Source organism: [Bacteroides] pectinophilus, from assembly GCA_025146925.1.
Classification (GTDB): Bacteria; Bacillota; Clostridia; order Lachnospirales; family Lachnospiraceae; genus Bacteroides_F; species Bacteroides_F pectinophilus.
Genome location: CP102260.1, coordinates 1,251,623 through 1,268,734, shown reverse-complemented (window position 1 = coordinate 1,268,734; position 17,112 = coordinate 1,251,623). Strand labels below are relative to the sequence as shown.

Annotated in this window: 15 protein-coding genes; 3 read left to right on the top strand and 12 right to left on the bottom strand. The window is 41.5% G+C overall.

The genetic code is table 11. The features are described 5' to 3' along the window. Positions 1-21: 21 nt before the first annotated feature. Genes holA through NQ488_05915 form a run of 3 tightly spaced genes read right to left on the bottom strand, consistent with a single transcriptional unit; the run spans position 22 to position 3,175 of the window. Positions 22-999 (bottom strand): DNA polymerase III subunit delta, encoded by a 978-nt coding sequence (gene holA, locus NQ488_05925; GenBank protein UWN96835.1) that lies wholly within the window; start codon positions 997-999, stop codon positions 22-24. A gap of 18 nt (positions 1,000-1,017) precedes the next feature. Next, positions 1,018-1,971, bottom strand: a complete 954-nt coding sequence (locus tag NQ488_05920; GenBank protein UWN96834.1) for an alpha/beta hydrolase — start codon at positions 1,969-1,971, stop codon at positions 1,018-1,020. Positions 1,972-2,026: 55 nt separating this feature from the next. Continuing rightward, positions 2,027-3,175 carry an SLC13 family permease gene (locus NQ488_05915; GenBank protein ID UWN96833.1) on the bottom strand — a complete coding sequence of 383 codons (1,149 nt, stop codon included), beginning with the start codon at positions 3,173-3,175 and terminating at the stop codon, positions 2,027-2,029. Between the two features lie 74 nt (positions 3,176-3,249). Between NQ488_05915 and NQ488_05910 the strand changes: the two genes are divergently transcribed. Beyond that, complete coding sequence (locus NQ488_05910) at positions 3,250-3,816, top strand: DUF6512 family protein (GenBank protein UWN96832.1); 567 nt, start codon at positions 3,250-3,252, stop codon at positions 3,814-3,816. On the opposite strand, the gene NQ488_05905 is transcribed toward NQ488_05910, so the two are convergent. The 9 genes from NQ488_05905 to NQ488_05865 all read right to left on the bottom strand — a co-directional run bounded on the left by NQ488_05905 (position 3,813) and on the right by NQ488_05865 (position 13,963). Continuing rightward, positions 3,813-5,423, bottom strand: a complete 1,611-nt coding sequence (locus tag NQ488_05905) for a GGDEF domain-containing protein (protein UWN96831.1) — start codon at positions 5,421-5,423, stop codon at positions 3,813-3,815. The two genes, NQ488_05910 and NQ488_05905, sit on opposite strands and share 4 nt — an antisense overlap. 130 nt (positions 5,424-5,553) lie before the next feature. Then, a complete protein-coding gene (locus NQ488_05900) occupies positions 5,554-6,549 on the bottom strand; it encodes a DUF3878 family protein (GenBank protein UWN96830.1) in 996 nt (331 codons plus the stop codon). A 23-nt stretch (positions 6,550-6,572) separates the two neighbouring features. Further along, positions 6,573-6,950, bottom strand: a complete 378-nt coding sequence (locus NQ488_05895) for a DUF4186 domain-containing protein (GenBank protein ID UWN96829.1) — start codon at positions 6,948-6,950, stop codon at positions 6,573-6,575. A gap of 66 nt (positions 6,951-7,016) precedes the next feature. Next, positions 7,017-7,991 (bottom strand): DNA/RNA non-specific endonuclease, encoded by a 975-nt coding sequence (locus NQ488_05890; protein UWN96828.1) that lies wholly within the window; start codon positions 7,989-7,991, stop codon positions 7,017-7,019. A gap of 16 nt (positions 7,992-8,007) precedes the next feature. Then, entirely contained in the window at positions 8,008-8,163 is a 156-nt protein-coding gene (locus NQ488_05885; GenBank protein UWN96827.1) for a hypothetical protein, read from the bottom strand. A 627-nt stretch (positions 8,164-8,790) separates the two neighbouring features. Then, positions 8,791-9,348, bottom strand: coding sequence for an elongation factor P (gene efp / locus NQ488_05880; protein ID UWN96826.1), 558 nt, complete (start codon positions 9,346-9,348; stop codon positions 8,791-8,793). 146 nt (positions 9,349-9,494) lie between these two features. Continuing rightward, entirely contained in the window at positions 9,495-10,556 is a 1,062-nt protein-coding gene (locus NQ488_05875) for an ABC transporter substrate-binding protein (GenBank protein ID UWN96825.1), read from the bottom strand. A 180-nt stretch (positions 10,557-10,736) separates the two neighbouring features. Beyond that, positions 10,737-11,414, bottom strand: a complete 678-nt coding sequence (locus NQ488_05870) for a helix-turn-helix domain-containing protein (GenBank protein ID UWN96824.1) — start codon at positions 11,412-11,414, stop codon at positions 10,737-10,739. A gap of 131 nt (positions 11,415-11,545) precedes the next feature. Further along, positions 11,546-13,963, bottom strand: coding sequence for a hypothetical protein (locus NQ488_05865; protein UWN96823.1), 2,418 nt, complete (start codon positions 13,961-13,963; stop codon positions 11,546-11,548). Between the two features lie 383 nt (positions 13,964-14,346). Here NQ488_05865 and nrdD point away from each other — a divergent pair, with 383 nt between their 5' ends. Both nrdD and nrdG read left to right on the top strand, forming a co-directional pair. Continuing rightward, complete coding sequence (gene nrdD, locus NQ488_05860) at positions 14,347-16,473, top strand: anaerobic ribonucleoside-triphosphate reductase (protein UWN96822.1); 2,127 nt, start codon at positions 14,347-14,349, stop codon at positions 16,471-16,473. Positions 16,474-16,500: 27 nt separating this feature from the next. Then, the gene (nrdG, locus tag NQ488_05855; GenBank protein UWN96821.1) at positions 16,501-17,052 is read left to right on the top strand and encodes an anaerobic ribonucleoside-triphosphate reductase activating protein; all 552 of its coding nucleotides are present in this window, start codon (positions 16,501-16,503) and stop codon (positions 17,050-17,052) included. Positions 17,053-17,112: the final 60 nt, after the last annotated feature.

The window sequence follows — 17,112 nt, the reverse complement described above, 5'->3', positions numbered from 1 at the left end:
AATCTCCCTTCCGCAGGCACATTACTTTTTACTGTACTTTACGATAATAAGTTCAACTGCCATCTTGTCATCAAGTCTTCCTGTCTTAACAGCAGTCTCCGATTCCGCAAAGTATTCAAGTGCTTCCCTTATCTGCTCCGCCGCAAAATGCTTTGACTGATTGACATACTTATTAACAAGAAATCCCGCTATCCCGAGCTGCTTCGCAATCGCCGCCTGATCATAGCGCTGAAGCACAAGCTCCTTGACCTGGAGCATCATGTTGAACTGCCTTGTTATAAGATACAGAATTCTCATAGGAGGTTCCCTCAGCATCAGCAGGTCATAATACAGATCAAGTGCCTCCTTCTGGCGTTTCATCGATATTGCAGTTATCATATCAAATATCTTATTCTGTATCTGCGTAGTGCATATCTCATCAATATCAGCTTCTGTAATCTCAGGCTTATCAAGAGTGTAGCATATAAGCTTCTCAACCTCTGTTCTTATATTGCTCATCTGAACACCGGTCTTATCAAGCAGATGCTGCACCGCCGGACGCGTTATGGTCCTGCCTTCAGCCTTTACAAGGCCTTCCACCCAGCGTATCAGCACTGAGTCAGGCTGATACTTCATCTCTGATACATAGCCTTTTTCACTCACCGCCTTGTATACTCTGTTACGCTTGTCAACCTCACTCTCAATAAATATCATATGCAGATATTCCGGCATGCTGCGGATATATTCAGCCAGCCCTTCCGTAGAGCTCTTGAAAAATCCGCTGTCCTGCACTACTATAAGCCTTCTATCCGCAAAAAACGGCAGCGTATCCGCAGTTGTAAGCAGTTCCTTAATATCAATCTTAGCTCCTTCGTAACAGCTGTAATTCATTGTATCATCACCGATAATAGCCTGCTTCAGCCTGTCACGATACTGATATACAAGATATGTCTCTTCGCCATATATAAGGTATACCTGCTTAAATGTGTTATTCTTTATATGTTCATTTAAAAACTTCATTGTTGTCTGCCTGTTCCGTTACCTGTTCATTCTGTCACACATCCAGCCGTAGATTGCATCAAACAGTTCATCCTTAACCACCTCGTTATGGAGTTCATGTCTGCATCCGTCATACAGCTTAAGCGTTACATCACTGATACCTTCATGTTTAAATGTGTCATACACCTGTCTTACCGCCCTGCCATAGTCTCCAACCGGGTCATCCCTGCCTGATGCAATGAATATCGGAAGGTCCTTCGGAATATGCCTTATATTATCCTTATCTTCAATATAATTAAGAGTTCTCATAAGTGCCTGTATTCCGTCAGCAGTAAATATAAAACTGCACTCAGGAGTGGCATTATACTTATCAACTACATCTCTCTGTGAGCATATCCAGTCATTAGGCGTCTGCACATCAACAATGCGGCTGTTGTACCTTCCAAACATAAGCCTGTTCATAAATCTGCTTCTGTAATGTCCGCCAAACATTGCCGATGCCGCCTTAGATAATATAAGTGCCGTCATAATTGCTGCCTTAGGCTGATTACCTGTTCCGAGTATGACAGCACCGTCAAGCTCACTGCCAAACATCATCATATATCTTCTTGCCATGAATGAACCCATACTGTGTCCCATAAGAAAATACGGCAGTCTTCCATATTCAGAATAACGCTCCTTAACAAGCTTTGTAAGATGGTGCAGGTCATGAACTATGCATCTGCTTCCATCCTCCTTAGTTATATATCCCCATTCTGCGCTGTCAGTGACAGATTGTCCGTGTCCCAGATGGTCATTACCCGCAACAACAAATCCTCTGTCGGTAAAATACTGCGCCACATGTTCATAGCGGCCGATATATTCCACCATCCCATGTGAAATCTGAATAATTCCCACAGGTCTGTCAAACCTGTCCTCATCCGGTGTCCATATCACCGCATGTATCATATTAATATTATCCGCTGAGCGAAAATGTAATTCTTCCCTGTTCATAAATCTCCATTCCCTACGCCAAAATCTGCGCAGAATATATAATCAGTTTAACACATTATAATAATGACACACAATAGAGCACCGCAAGAAATATCACATTGACTAATGTAAAAAATACCATATACCTTGAAACTGAACCTGCTTTGCAGCCGGCATAAAATCTGTATGAGATAAGGCTTGCCATTGATGCAATAATCGTCCCCAGGCCTCCAAGATTCACTCCCACAATAAGTCCTCTTATGTTACTTCCAAAGCCTGACAACAGAATCGCCGCAGGCACATTACTCATAACCTGGCTTGCCATAATCCCCGTAATAATCTCGTGTCCCGTTATAATTTCTGCCAAAAATGCTGATACCGCCTTTATTCTCCCTATATTACCTATGAAAACAAACAGGAAAACAAATGTAAGCAGCAGGCTGTAATCCGCCTTTCCAAGCACATTTCTATCAATTATTGCCACGGCTGCCAATATAATGACAAGAAGCGCCTGATAAGAAATAACTCTTGCAACAGTTAAGAGACACAATGCAAAAAGCAATGCATACATCACATATCTTACATGCAATAATACAACATTCTTATCAGCATCGGCCGTATCCGTGCAGACTTCCTGAGTACCGCGCATTCCATCTGCAGCCATTCTGTCTTTTCTGATAAAAATGAATACCGACACTACAAGCATGACCAGAGCTGTCAGAGTATACGGAAGCATAAGCAGGCAGAAATCCTGCATACCCATACCGCTGAGTCCGTACAGATACAGATTCTGGGGATTGCCAATCGGTGTAAGCATACTGCCCAGATTAGCTGCAACCGTCTGCAGCACTATAACCTTAATCATATACTGTTCCATATGCGCCATCGTGAGAACCTCTATTGCAAGCGGAACAAATGTTATGAGCGAGACATCATTTGTTATAAACATACTGAACACAAAACACAGCATGACAAGTATAAGTGCAAGCTGCCTCATATCAGATGCTGTATTTACAAGCCTGACTGCAATCCATCTGAATATTCCAAGCTTTGCGGCACCGGCAACAACAAGCATCAGCGACAACAGAAGCGCAAGTGTACGGAAGTCTATATATTCTGCATATTCCGAATCAGGCCTGACTGCAAATGACGATAAAACCGCAAGCACCAACGATATTATAAGAACTGTTTCATTTTTTAAGAAAATCTTTATTCTGTCTGCCATGAATATCTCCTTAGATTGTTGAATATATTAGTATAAAAGAATGTCGGGCAAAAATATAAAAGGAGAAATATATCATGCAGTCAATATCAGATCCCTCCCTAAAGCGTTATACAATAGCAGGCCTAATATTCGTGCTCATCACCGGAACTCTCGCACATTTTGCGTATGAATGGTCAGGCTGCAATCGTCTTCTCGGACTGTTCTTTCCTGTCAGCGAATCAACATGGGAGCATATGAAGCTCGTATTCTTCCCCCTGCTGTTATATTCATTATTCATGACGCATAAGCTTAAAGACAGCTATCCATGTATAAGATGCTCTCTCATGTGCGGAATTATTACAGGTACATTTCTCATCCCTGTTATATTCTACACCTATTCGGGTATTCTGGGAAGAAATTATATGTTTCTTGATATTGCAACATTCACCGTCAGTGTAATTGCCGCGTTTGCGGTAATATACAGGCTTACTGGCAAATGCACCTATAATGGTAAATGCATACCGCTCGTCACAGTTCTCCTTACAATTACCGTTGCAGTAATGTTTGCCGGATTTGTCGTATTTACCTATGCGCCCCCACAACTTGGAATATTTGAAAAGCCGGCAGAAACTACTGCCGGCTCTTTTAAATCTCTTTTTTAATTACTCTTAAGCTGCTGCTTGCTCTCGTACATTCTCTTGTCCGCCCTGCTCCTTGTGGCCTCAAAATCACGGTCAACACTGCTGTCATACTGCGCATATCCGCATGCTATATGAATCTCAAGGTTACTGATTGCATTTTCATTATTCTCATTCTTTTCTCTTTCCCTGAGCTGCTTTATGTGCCTTCCGATATCAAACTTCTTCTCCCGCTGACTGATAACCGTACAGAACTCATCACCGCCGATACGGTAACATGCGCCATGCCTGCCAAATATATCTTTAATAATAGCCGCTGCTGCCTTTATGTACATATCACCGGCTGCATGCCCGATTGTGTCATTACAGATTTTAAGATTGTTAAGGTCAAATGTAACAATAGCATATCCTTCATAGTCAGTGGTGCTCTTTTCCCACTCTTCAAACGCAGCCCTGTTATACAGGCCTGTCATGCTGTCGGTTATTGCCATCTCCCTGTAGAACTCAGCCTTCTGGCCTTCCTTTATCTGTTCAAACACTTCCGAGATACTCTCATATCCGAGAAGGACTATAAAGATAAGTATTCCAAGATTACCAAGTACATCTGTCTGCTGCATGCCTCTGTAGTATGCAAAAAGATCTACAACCATAGATACGCCCAATGCTATAACTGCTATAATGTTAGATTTGACTTTTCTGTCAAATCCTTTTAACATTATCCTTCTTACAACAACACCGCAGAAATAGAAAAATGACATAATAAGCATCATGTGTATAAACAAAACACTGTTTTTTAATTCCATAATTCCGCTCACATGACAGCTAAGCAGTACTATATCCATAACCATAAATATAAGACACATTATATTACTTATGCCGGACTTCTTAATCTCAAAGAAGTTCTTTTCCGCCTGGACAAATGGTACAGGAATCATCATAAGCAGTATATATCCGGCAAGTGAAGCTATCTTTCTGTCATTTACAAATAACGCCGCCAGATCTGTCTCATTAAGAGTCCACAAACCTATTACCATTGCAAATGTACCAAAGTAAAGCAATGACTGTGTCTTTGCAATCTTCCTGCGGCATACAAGCCATAACAGAATCATTCCCGCACCAACCAGTATAATAAAAGCACTCAGAACAGCCGATGGAAGCGAGCTACATACTATGCCTTTTACCATATCGGTCTCATCTCCATACTCGAATGTTGTTTCCCGTACCTTAGTTCCGGCATAAACATTAGTAAGTCTTACCTTGACATCCGTTGTATTCTCAGGTATGGCAACCATCGTATAGTTTGTCCCCGTGGTTGTCCCATAGACCGACTTATGTGCCTTAAGATAATATATCAGGTCATTGCCTGAATATACTTCTACCTCCTGATGTCTGGTAACAAATATTAACGACATATTATCACTGCGAACAGCTTCAAGCTTTATGTAATATTCTACCGTATTATCGTCTGCAAAAATTGTTTTTTCCGGCAGTATTGGTGTTCTTTCGCCATTATTCAGCAGTGCATTGGTATCTACCCTGCTGAATATTAATCCCGATACTATATAAAATACAAATACGAAAAGAAATACATAATATATAATTCTATTAGCAAGCTTTATATTTTTATACATAAAAATCCTTCACTTCAGTGTATCCACATTAGTAACAAACACCATTAGAATACTATGAAACATTGATATTTGCAAGGAAAATGCCCTTATAATTTAGTATAATTTATGTATAATCCGTATATCAGGCATGTCATTCGTATGTATATATATCGCACTTTCTGTTTATAATTCCATTTTTAAAGACAAGAACATGCTCCTTATATGTCATAGAATCCTTAGAATACATAAAAGGTTCTTCTCTATACAGAAGGCACTCAAAGCCTTCGTTTACAAATGCATTCATCGCTGATTCTGCCATCCGGTGCACTCTGTTGCGCACAGCTTCCTCTTCTCTTCCAAACACCCTGCTGCCGTAACATGACGCAGCATTTCTCATGTCACTTATAATGCGGTTAATGAACCTGCCATGAGACTTCATATGAAACATTGCAGAAATCATATTGCTTTTTAACGATGTCGGTTTCTTCTGATATGTTTTCAGCATTCCTGACATAACTGAATCACCTGTGCTGTCTGCAATATCTATAAGGTATGCTACAGCTTCAGAATATACGCAGTCCGGATATGGCACATAATATGGTTCAGGAACAGATCGGTATTTCTTGACAGGCGGAAAATCAGCAAGCTTTGCAAATATAAGCTCCTGCTTTGTACATGCACCGTCTCCAAGATATCTGTATTTGTCCCTTATATCTGCAAACTGATACTCGAGCTGTCTTAAGTACTCATATCCTTTAACCCAGAAATGTCCCATGCAGCCGTAATTAAAATAGAAGGTTTTTAGACGAAGCCTTGTAAATCTTATTGTAAATGCATTCTCTCCGCCCTGATTAACTATTAGCATATATCCGCCATCAAGCCTCTCTATGCTTGCAAGCTGCTCGCCTTCAAGCTCCTTATATTCTCCGGTTATAACTGATTTTTCAAATGCAAAATAGCTCTCGACCGCATCATTCATAAGATATGGTGCATGAATATCTTTCTCGCCTTCAATATTAACCGGCTCAAATACATTCAGCTCAAATACCTGCGCGAGCTTGTGGAATTCATCAGGCATATCTTCCGTAAGCCCGTCAAGCCATCCGGAGCAATCGTTGTATTGTTTAATATCTGTATTCATCGTCATTCTCTATCTTCTCATATCTTTTATTAAATTAAACCATACCTGTCAAGTTCATTACGGATCCATGTCATAATCACATCAACCAGATATTCCTGCTGTGCTTCGTTAAGCTCCCTCCCCGGCTGAATCTTATGCCATTTGCATATGCAGCCCCGGCAGCATGTTGCCGTTGCATGCTGTGCGACAAATACAGGATGCCCCTTCATAGGTGTCTGCTTCCCATCGTTTGGAATTACTGCCGGAGCTTCCCGCTTTGCAATAAAGTCCCTGGCATGCTCGCGTATCGTATCCATTCCCTTTGAATTAATATAATCTATATCTTTTTGTTTCAAATGAAAACTGCTGCGGAATCTTGAATTGCCAAGTCTTTCAAACAGCTGCCCGTACCATTCTTCCTTAGTCATACCGATAATCCTTTTGAGTTAAATCTGATTACATAATACTGCATTTTTCTATTATCAGCTTCCGTTTTATGGCTTGCACACGCCGCAGGCCTCGTACCCCATCTCTATAACCTGCTCTCTTGTTCCTGTAAATGTCTGCTTATTCTTATCAGACATCTTTGAGACACTTGAGCAGTCCGGTGAGTGGAACTTCATATTTTTGGTATTGAGTATATACTCATGCTGTTCTTTGTTAGCGGCTTTTGTATGTGTGCCCGCCGCCTGTCCGTTATCTGCAACATGGCTGTCACCTGTCGCATAATCAATATATATCCCCGGCTGGACGTTGTACGCATATATGTTAAAGCATATTCCCTGACCGTTATCTTCAACCGACCACGCCTCCATCTGCACGCCTGATGCAACCAGATTGCTGCCATAAAACACCGGTGTCACTCTGTAAAGTACATGATATCCGGTCGATTTTACAAATGCAGCAACCTTATTTTCAAACGGAAGCATTCCTGTTATATTAAGATATCTTGTTCCTGTTATCAGATTCTTTTCATTGGCATTCTCGCCTGCAAGCTCATATGCAATCAAATGGCACCTGTTGTAAAGATAGTTGCCGTCAATCAGCTCATGATAGTTGACAGTGTGCCATCCTGTAGGCTTTACATTGCCTATCGGTCCACGTTTTTCAGCAGGCATAATCTCCTGACATACATTAGCATAAGCAGTCTGACATCTTCCCAGTGGGTCAAGTTCACTATATGTCTCAAATACATTTGTATTTTTCTCAGCGTCAGTAAATTCCGGTATATTACCATTAAGTTCTACATAAGGTCTGCCTGTATATACTGGTATGCCATACAGCGTATCTCCCGCCGCCTGCTGTTGTGCATCACCTGCGTCCGTCTGTGATGCCTCTGCCGCACCTGAATATGACGCATTATCGATCTCCGTCTGCTGTTGTGCATTGGAGCATCCAGCAAGAAGTGCGCAAAGCAGCGCAAGAACTAACAGATGTTTAAAATATCCGCCTAAATTATGATATCTCATCTTATCCTACACCTCATCACCTGTCATTCATCTCACTAAGCAGCCTGTCTATATGGCTTATTGTATGTGATTCGTTGTGTGCCTCCGCAACCTTGCGTATTGAATGAAGCATAACCACAAGCTCTTCCTTTTTAGCTCTTTCTTCCATTGATTCATTTTTCTTATTATCCATATTAACCTCCACTTCTGCCCTTTTATCATGGCATCTCAAGTTTGTGCGTAAGGACAAATAGCTGTCAGTGCCATCACTCCGGCTCCCTGTATTTTGAATCGCTCTTTATTAGCATATATCTTTTTTGGATAAATTTCAATGGACTTACTTTTTACCAGGTCAGCCCCAATACAAAAAATAAGGCAGCCTCTCGGACTGTCTTATACAAATTCACGATATTATTATTTCCTTGCCTCTTTCGGATAATTATATTTCGCAGATGCTGATTCGTGTACTTTGCAAATGTTCTATCATGTTTTTTGATATCTTTTCCATTAATAAGACGCTGTCAAATCTGGGCTATCGCACAATCCGGCTTAAATCTCTCATATTCCTTGATACTTTGCAAGTTCTATGTTCTTCTTTCCCCTGATTGTTTGATTTTCCCACATACCATGTAATATATCACTGTTGACGAACTTGAAAAATTGTACTATTGATTTGTATGTTATGTGTATGTTACCGCACACATATTAATCCACTTTTTTTGCAAACACACATAAAAACAAGACTGCACGCTCCATCCGCCATTCAAGCGGCTTCCAGCGTACAGCCTTGTATTTTAACTCTTATAGAACTGTCTGAAAATTAAACTCTTGAGAGGTACTCGCCAGTTCTTGTGTCGATCTTGATTGTATCGCCCTGGTTAACGAAGAGAGGTACCATAACTGTTGCACCTGTCTCAACTACAGCCGGCTTTGTTGCACCTGTTGCTGTATCACCCTTAACGCCCGGCTCTGACTCTGTTATAACAAGCTCTACGAACAGAGGTGGCTCGATTGCAAATACTTCACCTGCGTGTGATACAAGCTTAACCATCTCGTTCTCTTTAACGAACTTAAGTGAATCGCCTACGTTGTCCTTAGAAAGAGCAATCTGATCATATGTCTCAACATCCATGAAGTTGTAAAGGTCTCCATCAGCGTAAAGGTACTGGTAATCCTTTCTCTCGATATGAGCCTGTGGGAACTTCTCTGTTGGTCTGAATGACTTCTCGATAACACCGCCACTCTTGATGTTCTTTAACTTTGTTCTTACGAAAGGTGAACCCTTACCAGGCTTAACATGCTGGAATTCGATTACCTGCCAGATATTGTTCTCATACTCAATTGTAATGCCGTTCTTAAAATCGCCTGCAACTACCATAAAAACTAATTCCTCCATTCATATTGCGCGAATTGTCTCTTGAATATTCTCTCTGAATAATTTCAAAAAGTACACATCTTTTAATATTTTAATATAAAGATACAAATTTATCAACTATTTTTTTACATAGCGGCATTAATATTATGCTAATCCGTAATATAGTAAAAATTATCATTAGGCATTGCCCCGCCTATTGATGCCGGATTCTGTGAATTAAGCACACTGAGATAGCCTGTTATCTTTGTTTTCATCTCTTTGCCCGTGATAAATGTAATATTGCAGTAAGGTATTGCTTTTTTGGCTATTGCTGCCTTGAAGATCCCCTCATCTTCCATAATCTGTGCGGCACCGTCAATATTGGAATTTACATAATCAGTTGACTTCCTGTATTCCTCCATGAACTTTGCAACTGCCTGCGGATTATTTTTTGCAAATTCAGCATTAACGGCAACAACACCCGTGACTACCGTACTGTCCTTACCGGCAAGCTTCTCCCACTCTTCTGTTACATCAAGGGCTATTCTTACATTGGTATTCGTGTTCTGTGTTACAACCGTTGTCACGTATGGCTGTGGAAGCATCGCTATAACCTCGTTGTCCCCTGATGCCATAATTGCTGCGACCTCCGAAGGCTCTGACTTGAACTCAATAGTTACATCCACGTCAGGGTCAATGTCTGCTGACTTAAGAAGATATCTCAATGTATATTCAGGAGTTGTTCCCTTGCCGGTTGCATATATCTTCCTGCCCTTAAGATCCCATATATTCTGGACGCTGTTGCCTGTATCAAGAATATAGAGGACACCGAGGGTATTTATACCCATTACCTGAATCTTGCCGTTAGTCTTATTGGCAAGAGTTGCTGCGGCGTTACAAGGAAGTGCTGCAATCTGCACATCGCCTTTAATGAGGTCTGCAGTGAACTCATCCGCCGTCCCTGCTATTCTGAATGTGTAATTATTCTCTGCCTTTCCCTCTTTGGCATTCTTCATAATCTGTGCCATTCCGATTGCTGTAGGTCCCTTAAGTGCAGCAACAGTTATATCCTGCTTTGTATAAGCTTCTGTCTGCTGTACTGCATCCGGCTGTCCCTGCTGCTCTGAGTTCTCATTACTCTGAGCGTTTTTCTGTCCGCATCCTGACATGACCGACATACACATTATTGCAGCCATGGCTGTGCATAATAACTTTCTAAATGTTTTTTTCATAATTGTCTCCATTCCCTTATGCTGGTATTTACGCATTTTGAAGTCTGGCGCATCGTATTCCGTGCCATATGTGCTATATGCCCGCGTAAACATAAAATTGGGGCGCTTATATTAATATACGCCTTGCGACCGCTTTTTAATATAAACGCCCTGTAACATAATGTCAACCTTATGTGCATGTCATTCTTTATCCGTATGACATCCCTTTATAACTGTAACAACCAGATATTCAACAATCGAATATATAAGTGCCAGAAGTGCAACGGCAATATTAACTCCGACAACCTGTGCGTCTTCACATCCTGTAAGTGCAATAACTATAACTATTGCGCACAGTGTTACGAGCGCACCGGACGGGACTGACACTTTTGCAAGGACTTCAAGCACATCATGGAATGTCTTTGCACGTGACAGAAGTACTGCTGCTGCATTTATCAGTGCCAGAATTATAACTGATGTAGCGTCTGTGAATACCGAGAGAACCGTTCCCCCACTATCCTGATTAACTGCAAACATAAGCACACATGCGAGTATTGCAAGCACCGCACCGATTATTATATTAATAGTTGCACCCTTCTTAGCTTTCTGATTCTCTTTCATAAGACTCATGATATTTTCCTCCGCTTTAGGTGAATAAGCTGTATCCGAAAGCCTCTCTCCGGATATCAGTTCATTCATGCTTATTGCGAGAGAATCACACAATGTCTCAAGATATGTAATATCAGGCATGCTCTTGCCACATTCCCACTTAGATATGGTTTTGTCACTTATACCAATCTTACCTGCAAGCTCTTTTTGTGTCATGCCTGCCTGATTTCTTGTTTCTGCTATAAATCTTCCTATCTTTTCCTGATCCATTGTTAATTCTCCCTGTTACTGTGATATTGTCATTTTGATTAAAGCTGCATGCATCTTATGACTGTATACTACACACTATATCAGGGAGAATCAACCCACAAAGCGTAGAATATGCTCTACAAAACGCAGAATCACATGAAAAATCTGTCATATTCGCTTCTTATCTTCACATATCCGGCATCCACAAGTTCCTGATAATGTCTTGATGTTGCATTATAATATGTCGTAAGAGGAATAAAGCTCTGTCCGAATGACTTAGGACTTCCGCCCGATCCTATGACTGCATCACCTATTACCTGTTTCTTACCATTGGTTCCCGGAACATTAGACTGCATTATATATCTGAATGTTCTCATTCCGTGCGCAAGATATTCAAGATTGCCCGTAAGCTCGTATCCTATTGACATCAGCTCAAGAAGCAGTGGATTGTTGCCATTACGTGCAAGGCTTGGAAGTTCCTTGTACTCAAAGAGTCCGTTCGGAAGCTTACAGTTCTCTATCACATCATCAATTGCCCCGATAAGCATCTGCTTTACCTTCTCATCCGGGAACACTCTGTAGTAACGTATTACGCTTCCTGCTGCGACACCAATCATAAATCCTACTCTTATTGCAGTATTATCAGTATATGGTGCAAGCCATCCGCCGTACTCCTCTTCCCATGTATGGAAGCTGTCAACTATCCAGCGGCATTTGCCAAGCCATTTATCATCAGATGTCTCTATATATAATGCCATGAGTGTCCTGAGTGCCCATCCTGTCTCTCGTGCATTAGCTTCGCCCGGAACAGCATACATTGGCGTATCAAGAAGCTTGAGGACATTATTGCCAATTCCTATCGCTGTCTCAAGTCCTCTCTCATCACCTGAAAAATGATAATAGTCGAGGAGACCTTCTACCCATTCATGTGAACATACCATAATTCCGTTCCTGACATGTCCCGCCGTGTGTTCCCACTGTCCACCTATTCTCAGAGGATCTTTGCTGTAGTGGCATACATCAACATCCATCCAGTGGCTTGCAGATACAAAATTATAATCAAGGAATCTTCTTATACCGGTTCTGGCATACTGCATCGCACATGAATGCGGATAATCATATTCATTATTAGACCATACCTGTTCTCCGTTGCCTCTTCCCTGCTGCGTATAGCCGGGATCAGGTGAATCGCCCCAGTTAAGCATTCCGTATGATCTTGAATGTGCATCTGCCCTCGCAGCCATTCCAATCTCAAAATTCTCATTAACTACATCTGAGAATATATCCGGGAAAACCTGCGCTCTCTTGAATACCTCAGGATCTATATGAGGTCTGTCAGGCATCTGGTATATAAGGCTTCTGTTGTCCAAAGATGCAAGTGTCTCATCTGGTCTATGCAGATGAAGCAGGAACTTCTGCTCTCTTGCCATACCGGACTGCATGACAACATCTTCAAGTTCCTCAGGCACAAGCATTACAGCTATTCCATTAGCGTCAGCCTTGACAGCCTTAGGATAATTCTGCTGTGCCTGGAATATCGTTGCACATATACCGCCATTACTGTCTGTTCTGTCTGCAAAGAATGTTCCATATATTACTTCTGCAAAATGCTCATTAGCCTCTTTCTGGAGGAAATGTGCCGTAACTGTCTTATTAACCTGTTCTCCTCCCGTTCCAATATAAAAATCCGTCTTATAATTAGAACTTCCGGCACATGTCCTTATATTACTTACAGGTGTTCTCTCTTCAAGCATTGCAAGGTCATGTATGCCTCTTGTGTGATATACCGGTCCCTTTGTCTCTGAATTGTCTATCGCTCCGTCTCCGCAGCCTGTTGAATCTGTATCGGTATCAAAATTCATCTGTTCAAGTGACGCATCCATCTGCTTTGATACGTCAGCTTTTATATAGAAAACAAGCGACGCAAGCCTTAATGGTTCGTAAGTTGTATTAATGATTCTGTAAGAGACTTCAACCCATGGTTTGCCTGCATATGCAGTAATCCTGAGTTCAAAGTCGACATGTGTATCATCGTTATCCGTTATATTAGTTCCATTGGCTGCAAGTATCGATACAAGCGGTCCCTGCTCCACAACTCTCCATTCTCCGACTCTTGCTTCATATGTTGTCCCATTACCGTCCTTAAGCACCGGTCCGACAAATTGCTTTGCAGTATACTTCATTCCTGCACATTCAATATTTTCAAAAATATGACCTGAGTTATTCTTAACCTCGTATAATAACTCACCTGCATTTACAATGAATCCGCTGTCAGTCCTGCTTACATTCATAACATTATAGTCTGAGAATCTGTCTGAATTGAACTCACACTCTAATTCGCATCCCTTATTGGCAGGAAGATCTGCCATGAATCTTAAGAACATATATCTGACTGAACCATCATCATATCTTGATGTGACCTTTCCCTGCATCGGAACCGGCTCTTTGTTCTGCAGAATTGATACACCTTCTATATCCTTAAGCTCACCTTTTTTCAGTGGGATTGCCACAAATGCATGTTCCGCCTTTCTCGGATACCGATATAATTTGTCGAAATATACTTTGACCATACTTGCGTACCTCTCTTCCTGACCTGATTCATTTAATGTATATTTATAATAACACATTTTCGTTATTTTTCTACTATATACTTTTTTAATTTGCGTATTTTACTGATTTTTTATCTCATTACAAATCACAGTCAGATATTCCTGCAATTCCGATGTATATACACTTTCATTGTTACTTTTTTATCAAAGCATTCCAACCGCCCATGGTTGCTTGCTTTGAACGTATTTAAGCCAAAGCACAATATATTGTTTTTGTATACAATATTCTTTCTATATTTGGTAGACACATAAGGTTTCTGGTGCTATAATATAACTCGGCTGTCACACCGGTGGCAGCCGGATACATCATATAATAATGTAAAGTAAGAGGGAGAATCAGTCCAATGAAGGTTATCAAGAGGAATGGACGGCAGGTCGAATACGACCGCAATAAGATTATCGTTGCAATCCAGAGAGCTAACGATGAAGTTGACGAAAAAGAAAAGATTACTGAGGGTCAGATTGAAAATATCGTTGCATCAATCGAGAACCGCAACGTAGACGCACTTAAAGTTGAAGATATTCAGGATATTATTGAGCAGAAGCTCATGGCTGAGCGCAAGTTCATTCTTGCCAAGACATATATCATCTACCGTTATACACGTGCTCTTGTCCGTAAGGCTAACACAACTGATGAATCTATCATGAGCCTTATCCAGAACAGCAACAAAGATGTAATGGAGGAGAATTCCAACAAGAACGCCACTATTGCTTCTACACAGCGTGACCTTATTGCCGGAGAGGTCTCAAGAGACCTTACAAGACGTATTCTTCTCCCTGAGAATATATCAAAAGCACATGACGAAGGCGTATTACATTTTCATGATTCGGACTATTTCGTACAGTCTATATTCAACTGCTGCCTTGTCAATATCGGTGATATGCTTGACAACGGAACAGTTATGAACGGCAAGCTTATTGAGACTCCTAAGAGTTTTCAGGTAGCCTGTACTGTTGTCACACAGATTATTGCCGCTGTTGCTTCAAGCCAGTATGGCGGACAGTCTGTTGATATACGCCACCTTGGCAAGTATCTGCGTAAAAGCAGGCTTAAGTATGAAAAGCACTACAAAGAAAAGTATTCCGATATAATGTCACCTGAGATTATCCAGCAGTTTATTGCTGACAGGCTCTACGATGAGCTTAAGTCAGGCGTACAGACAATCCAGTATCAGATTAATACACTGATGACAACTAACGGACAGTCTCCATTTGTTACTCTCTTCCTTAATCTGGATAAGGATGACCCATACATTGAAGAGAATGCAATGATTATCGAAGAGATACTCCGTCAGCGTCTTGAAGGTATTAAGAATGAGAATGGTGTCTACATAACACCTGCCTTTCCAAAGCTTATATATGTTCTTGATGAGCATAACTGTCTTAACGGAGGCAGGTATGATTACCTTACTGAGCTTGCCGTACGTTGTTCTGCAAAGAGAATGTATCCTGATTACATCTCTGCCAAGAAGATGCGCGAGAACTACGAAGGCAACGTATTCAGCTGCATGGGCTGCCGCAGTTTCTTAAGCCCATGGAAGGACGAGAATGGCAATTACAAGTGGGAAGGCCGTTTTAATCAGGGCGTTGTGTCGATTAACCTTCCTCAGATGGGGCTGATTGCAAGAGGTGATGAGGAGAAGTTCTGGGAGCTTATGGAAGAACGTCTTGCACTCTGCTTTGAAGCTCTTATGTGCAGACACCGTGCGCTTGAAGGAACTCTTTCTGATGTAAGTCCTATTCACTGGCAGTACGGTGCAATTGCCCGTCTTAAGAAAGGTGAGAAGATTGACAAGCTCCTTCACAATGGCTACTCCACTCTCTCACTCGGATATATAGGCCTGTATGAGCTCACCAGGCTCATGACCGGTGTAAGCCACACTGATCCTAAGGGTACTGAATTTGCGCTTAAGGTTATGAACCGCATGAGAGAAGCCACTGAGACATGGAAAAAGACAACAGGTCTTGGCTTCGGTCTTTATGGCACTCCTGCTGAGAGTCTCTGCTACCGTTTTGCCGAGATTGACCGCAAGCGCTTCGGCGTTATTAAGGATGTAACTGACAAGGGCTATTATACCAACTCCTATCATGTTGATGTGCGCGAGAAGATTGATGCATTTGAGAAGTTCTCATTTGAGAGCCAGTTCCAGACCATATCAAGCGGCGGTGCTATCTCATATGTTGAGATTCCTAATATGAAGAATAATATTCCGGCACTCCGTGAGCTTGTTAAGTTCATCTATGACAATATCCAGTATGCCGAGTTCAACACTAAGTCCGATTATTGTCATGTATGTGGCTTTGACGGAGAGATTATTATTAATGAAGACCTTGAGTGGGAATGTCCTCAGTGCCACAACAAGGATCATTCCAAGATGAATGTAACAAGACGTACCTGCGGTTATCTTGGTGAGAACTTCTGGAATGTCGGAAAGACTAAAGAGATTAATTCAAGAGTACTGCATCTGTAAAGTAACTGATTGGAGTATTATATTATTATGAATTACGCAGATATAAAATATTGTGATGTTGCCAATGGTCTTGGTGTCCGTGTATCCGTTTTTGTAAGCGGATGCACGCATCACTGCAAGAATTGTTTTAATGAGGTTGCCTGGGATTTTAACTACGGCAGCCCTTTTACTGAAGAAGTTATTGACAAGATTATTGATTACCTGAAGCCTTCATATATATCAGGTCTTACGCTGCTTGGCGGTGAACCGTTTGAGCATATCAACCAGCAGGGGCTTCTTCCTCTTGTACGTAAGGTACGCAGCACTTATCCCGGCAAAGATATCTGGTGCTTTACCGGTTATGATTTTGAGAAAGACATTCTCGGACACATGTGCAAAGAATGGCCGGAGACTATGGAACTCCTCTCATATCTTGACGTTCTTGTAGACGGAAAGTTTGTTGAAGAGTTAAAGGATCTTACGCTTCGTTTCAAGGGCTCTTCTAACCAGCGCACAATCCTTGTACAGCCTTCACTCAAAGAAGGCCGTGTTGTTCTGTGGGATCCTTCCAAGGACACTCTTGAGCCACTTGAACAATAACCTATCAGAATAATCCAGAATAATTTAAGAACACTTACAGCCGTCTGATGCGGCAGAACG

Bases quoted from the DNA above. Each gene is read 5' to 3' on its own strand.
- nrdG (UWN96821.1), top strand. From the start codon at position 16,501: ATGAATTACGCAGATATAAAATATTGTGATGTTGCCAATGGTCTTGGT.
- nrdD (UWN96822.1), top strand. From the start codon at position 14,347: ATGAAGGTTATCAAGAGGAATGGACGGCAGGTCGAATACGACCGCAAT.
- holA (UWN96835.1), bottom strand. From the start codon at position 999: ATGAAGTTTTTAAATGAACATATAAAGAATAACACATTTAAGCAGGTA.
- NQ488_05865 (UWN96823.1), bottom strand. From the start codon at position 13,963: ATGGTCAAAGTATATTTCGACAAATTATATCGGTATCCGAGAAAGGCG.
- NQ488_05895 (UWN96829.1), bottom strand. From the start codon at position 6,950: ATGACTAAGGAAGAATGGTACGGGCAGCTGTTTGAAAGACTTGGCAAT.
- NQ488_05910 (UWN96832.1), top strand. From the start codon at position 3,250: ATGCAGTCAATATCAGATCCCTCCCTAAAGCGTTATACAATAGCAGGC.
- NQ488_05900 (UWN96830.1), bottom strand. From the start codon at position 6,549: ATGACGATGAATACAGATATTAAACAATACAACGATTGCTCCGGATGG.
- NQ488_05890 (UWN96828.1), bottom strand. From the start codon at position 7,991: ATGAGATATCATAATTTAGGCGGATATTTTAAACATCTGTTAGTTCTT.
- NQ488_05875 (UWN96825.1), bottom strand. From the start codon at position 10,556: ATGAAAAAAACATTTAGAAAGTTATTATGCACAGCCATGGCTGCAATA.
- NQ488_05915 (UWN96833.1), bottom strand. From the start codon at position 3,175: ATGGCAGACAGAATAAAGATTTTCTTAAAAAATGAAACAGTTCTTATA.
- NQ488_05905 (UWN96831.1), bottom strand. From the start codon at position 5,423: ATGTATAAAAATATAAAGCTTGCTAATAGAATTATATATTATGTATTT.
- efp (UWN96826.1), bottom strand. From the start codon at position 9,348: ATGGTAGTTGCAGGCGATTTTAAGAACGGCATTACAATTGAGTATGAG.
- NQ488_05870 (UWN96824.1), bottom strand. From the start codon at position 11,414: ATGGATCAGGAAAAGATAGGAAGATTTATAGCAGAAACAAGAAATCAG.
- NQ488_05920 (UWN96834.1), bottom strand. From the start codon at position 1,971: ATGAACAGGGAAGAATTACATTTTCGCTCAGCGGATAATATTAATATG.
- NQ488_05885 (UWN96827.1), bottom strand. From the start codon at position 8,163: ATGGATAATAAGAAAAATGAATCAATGGAAGAAAGAGCTAAAAAGGAA.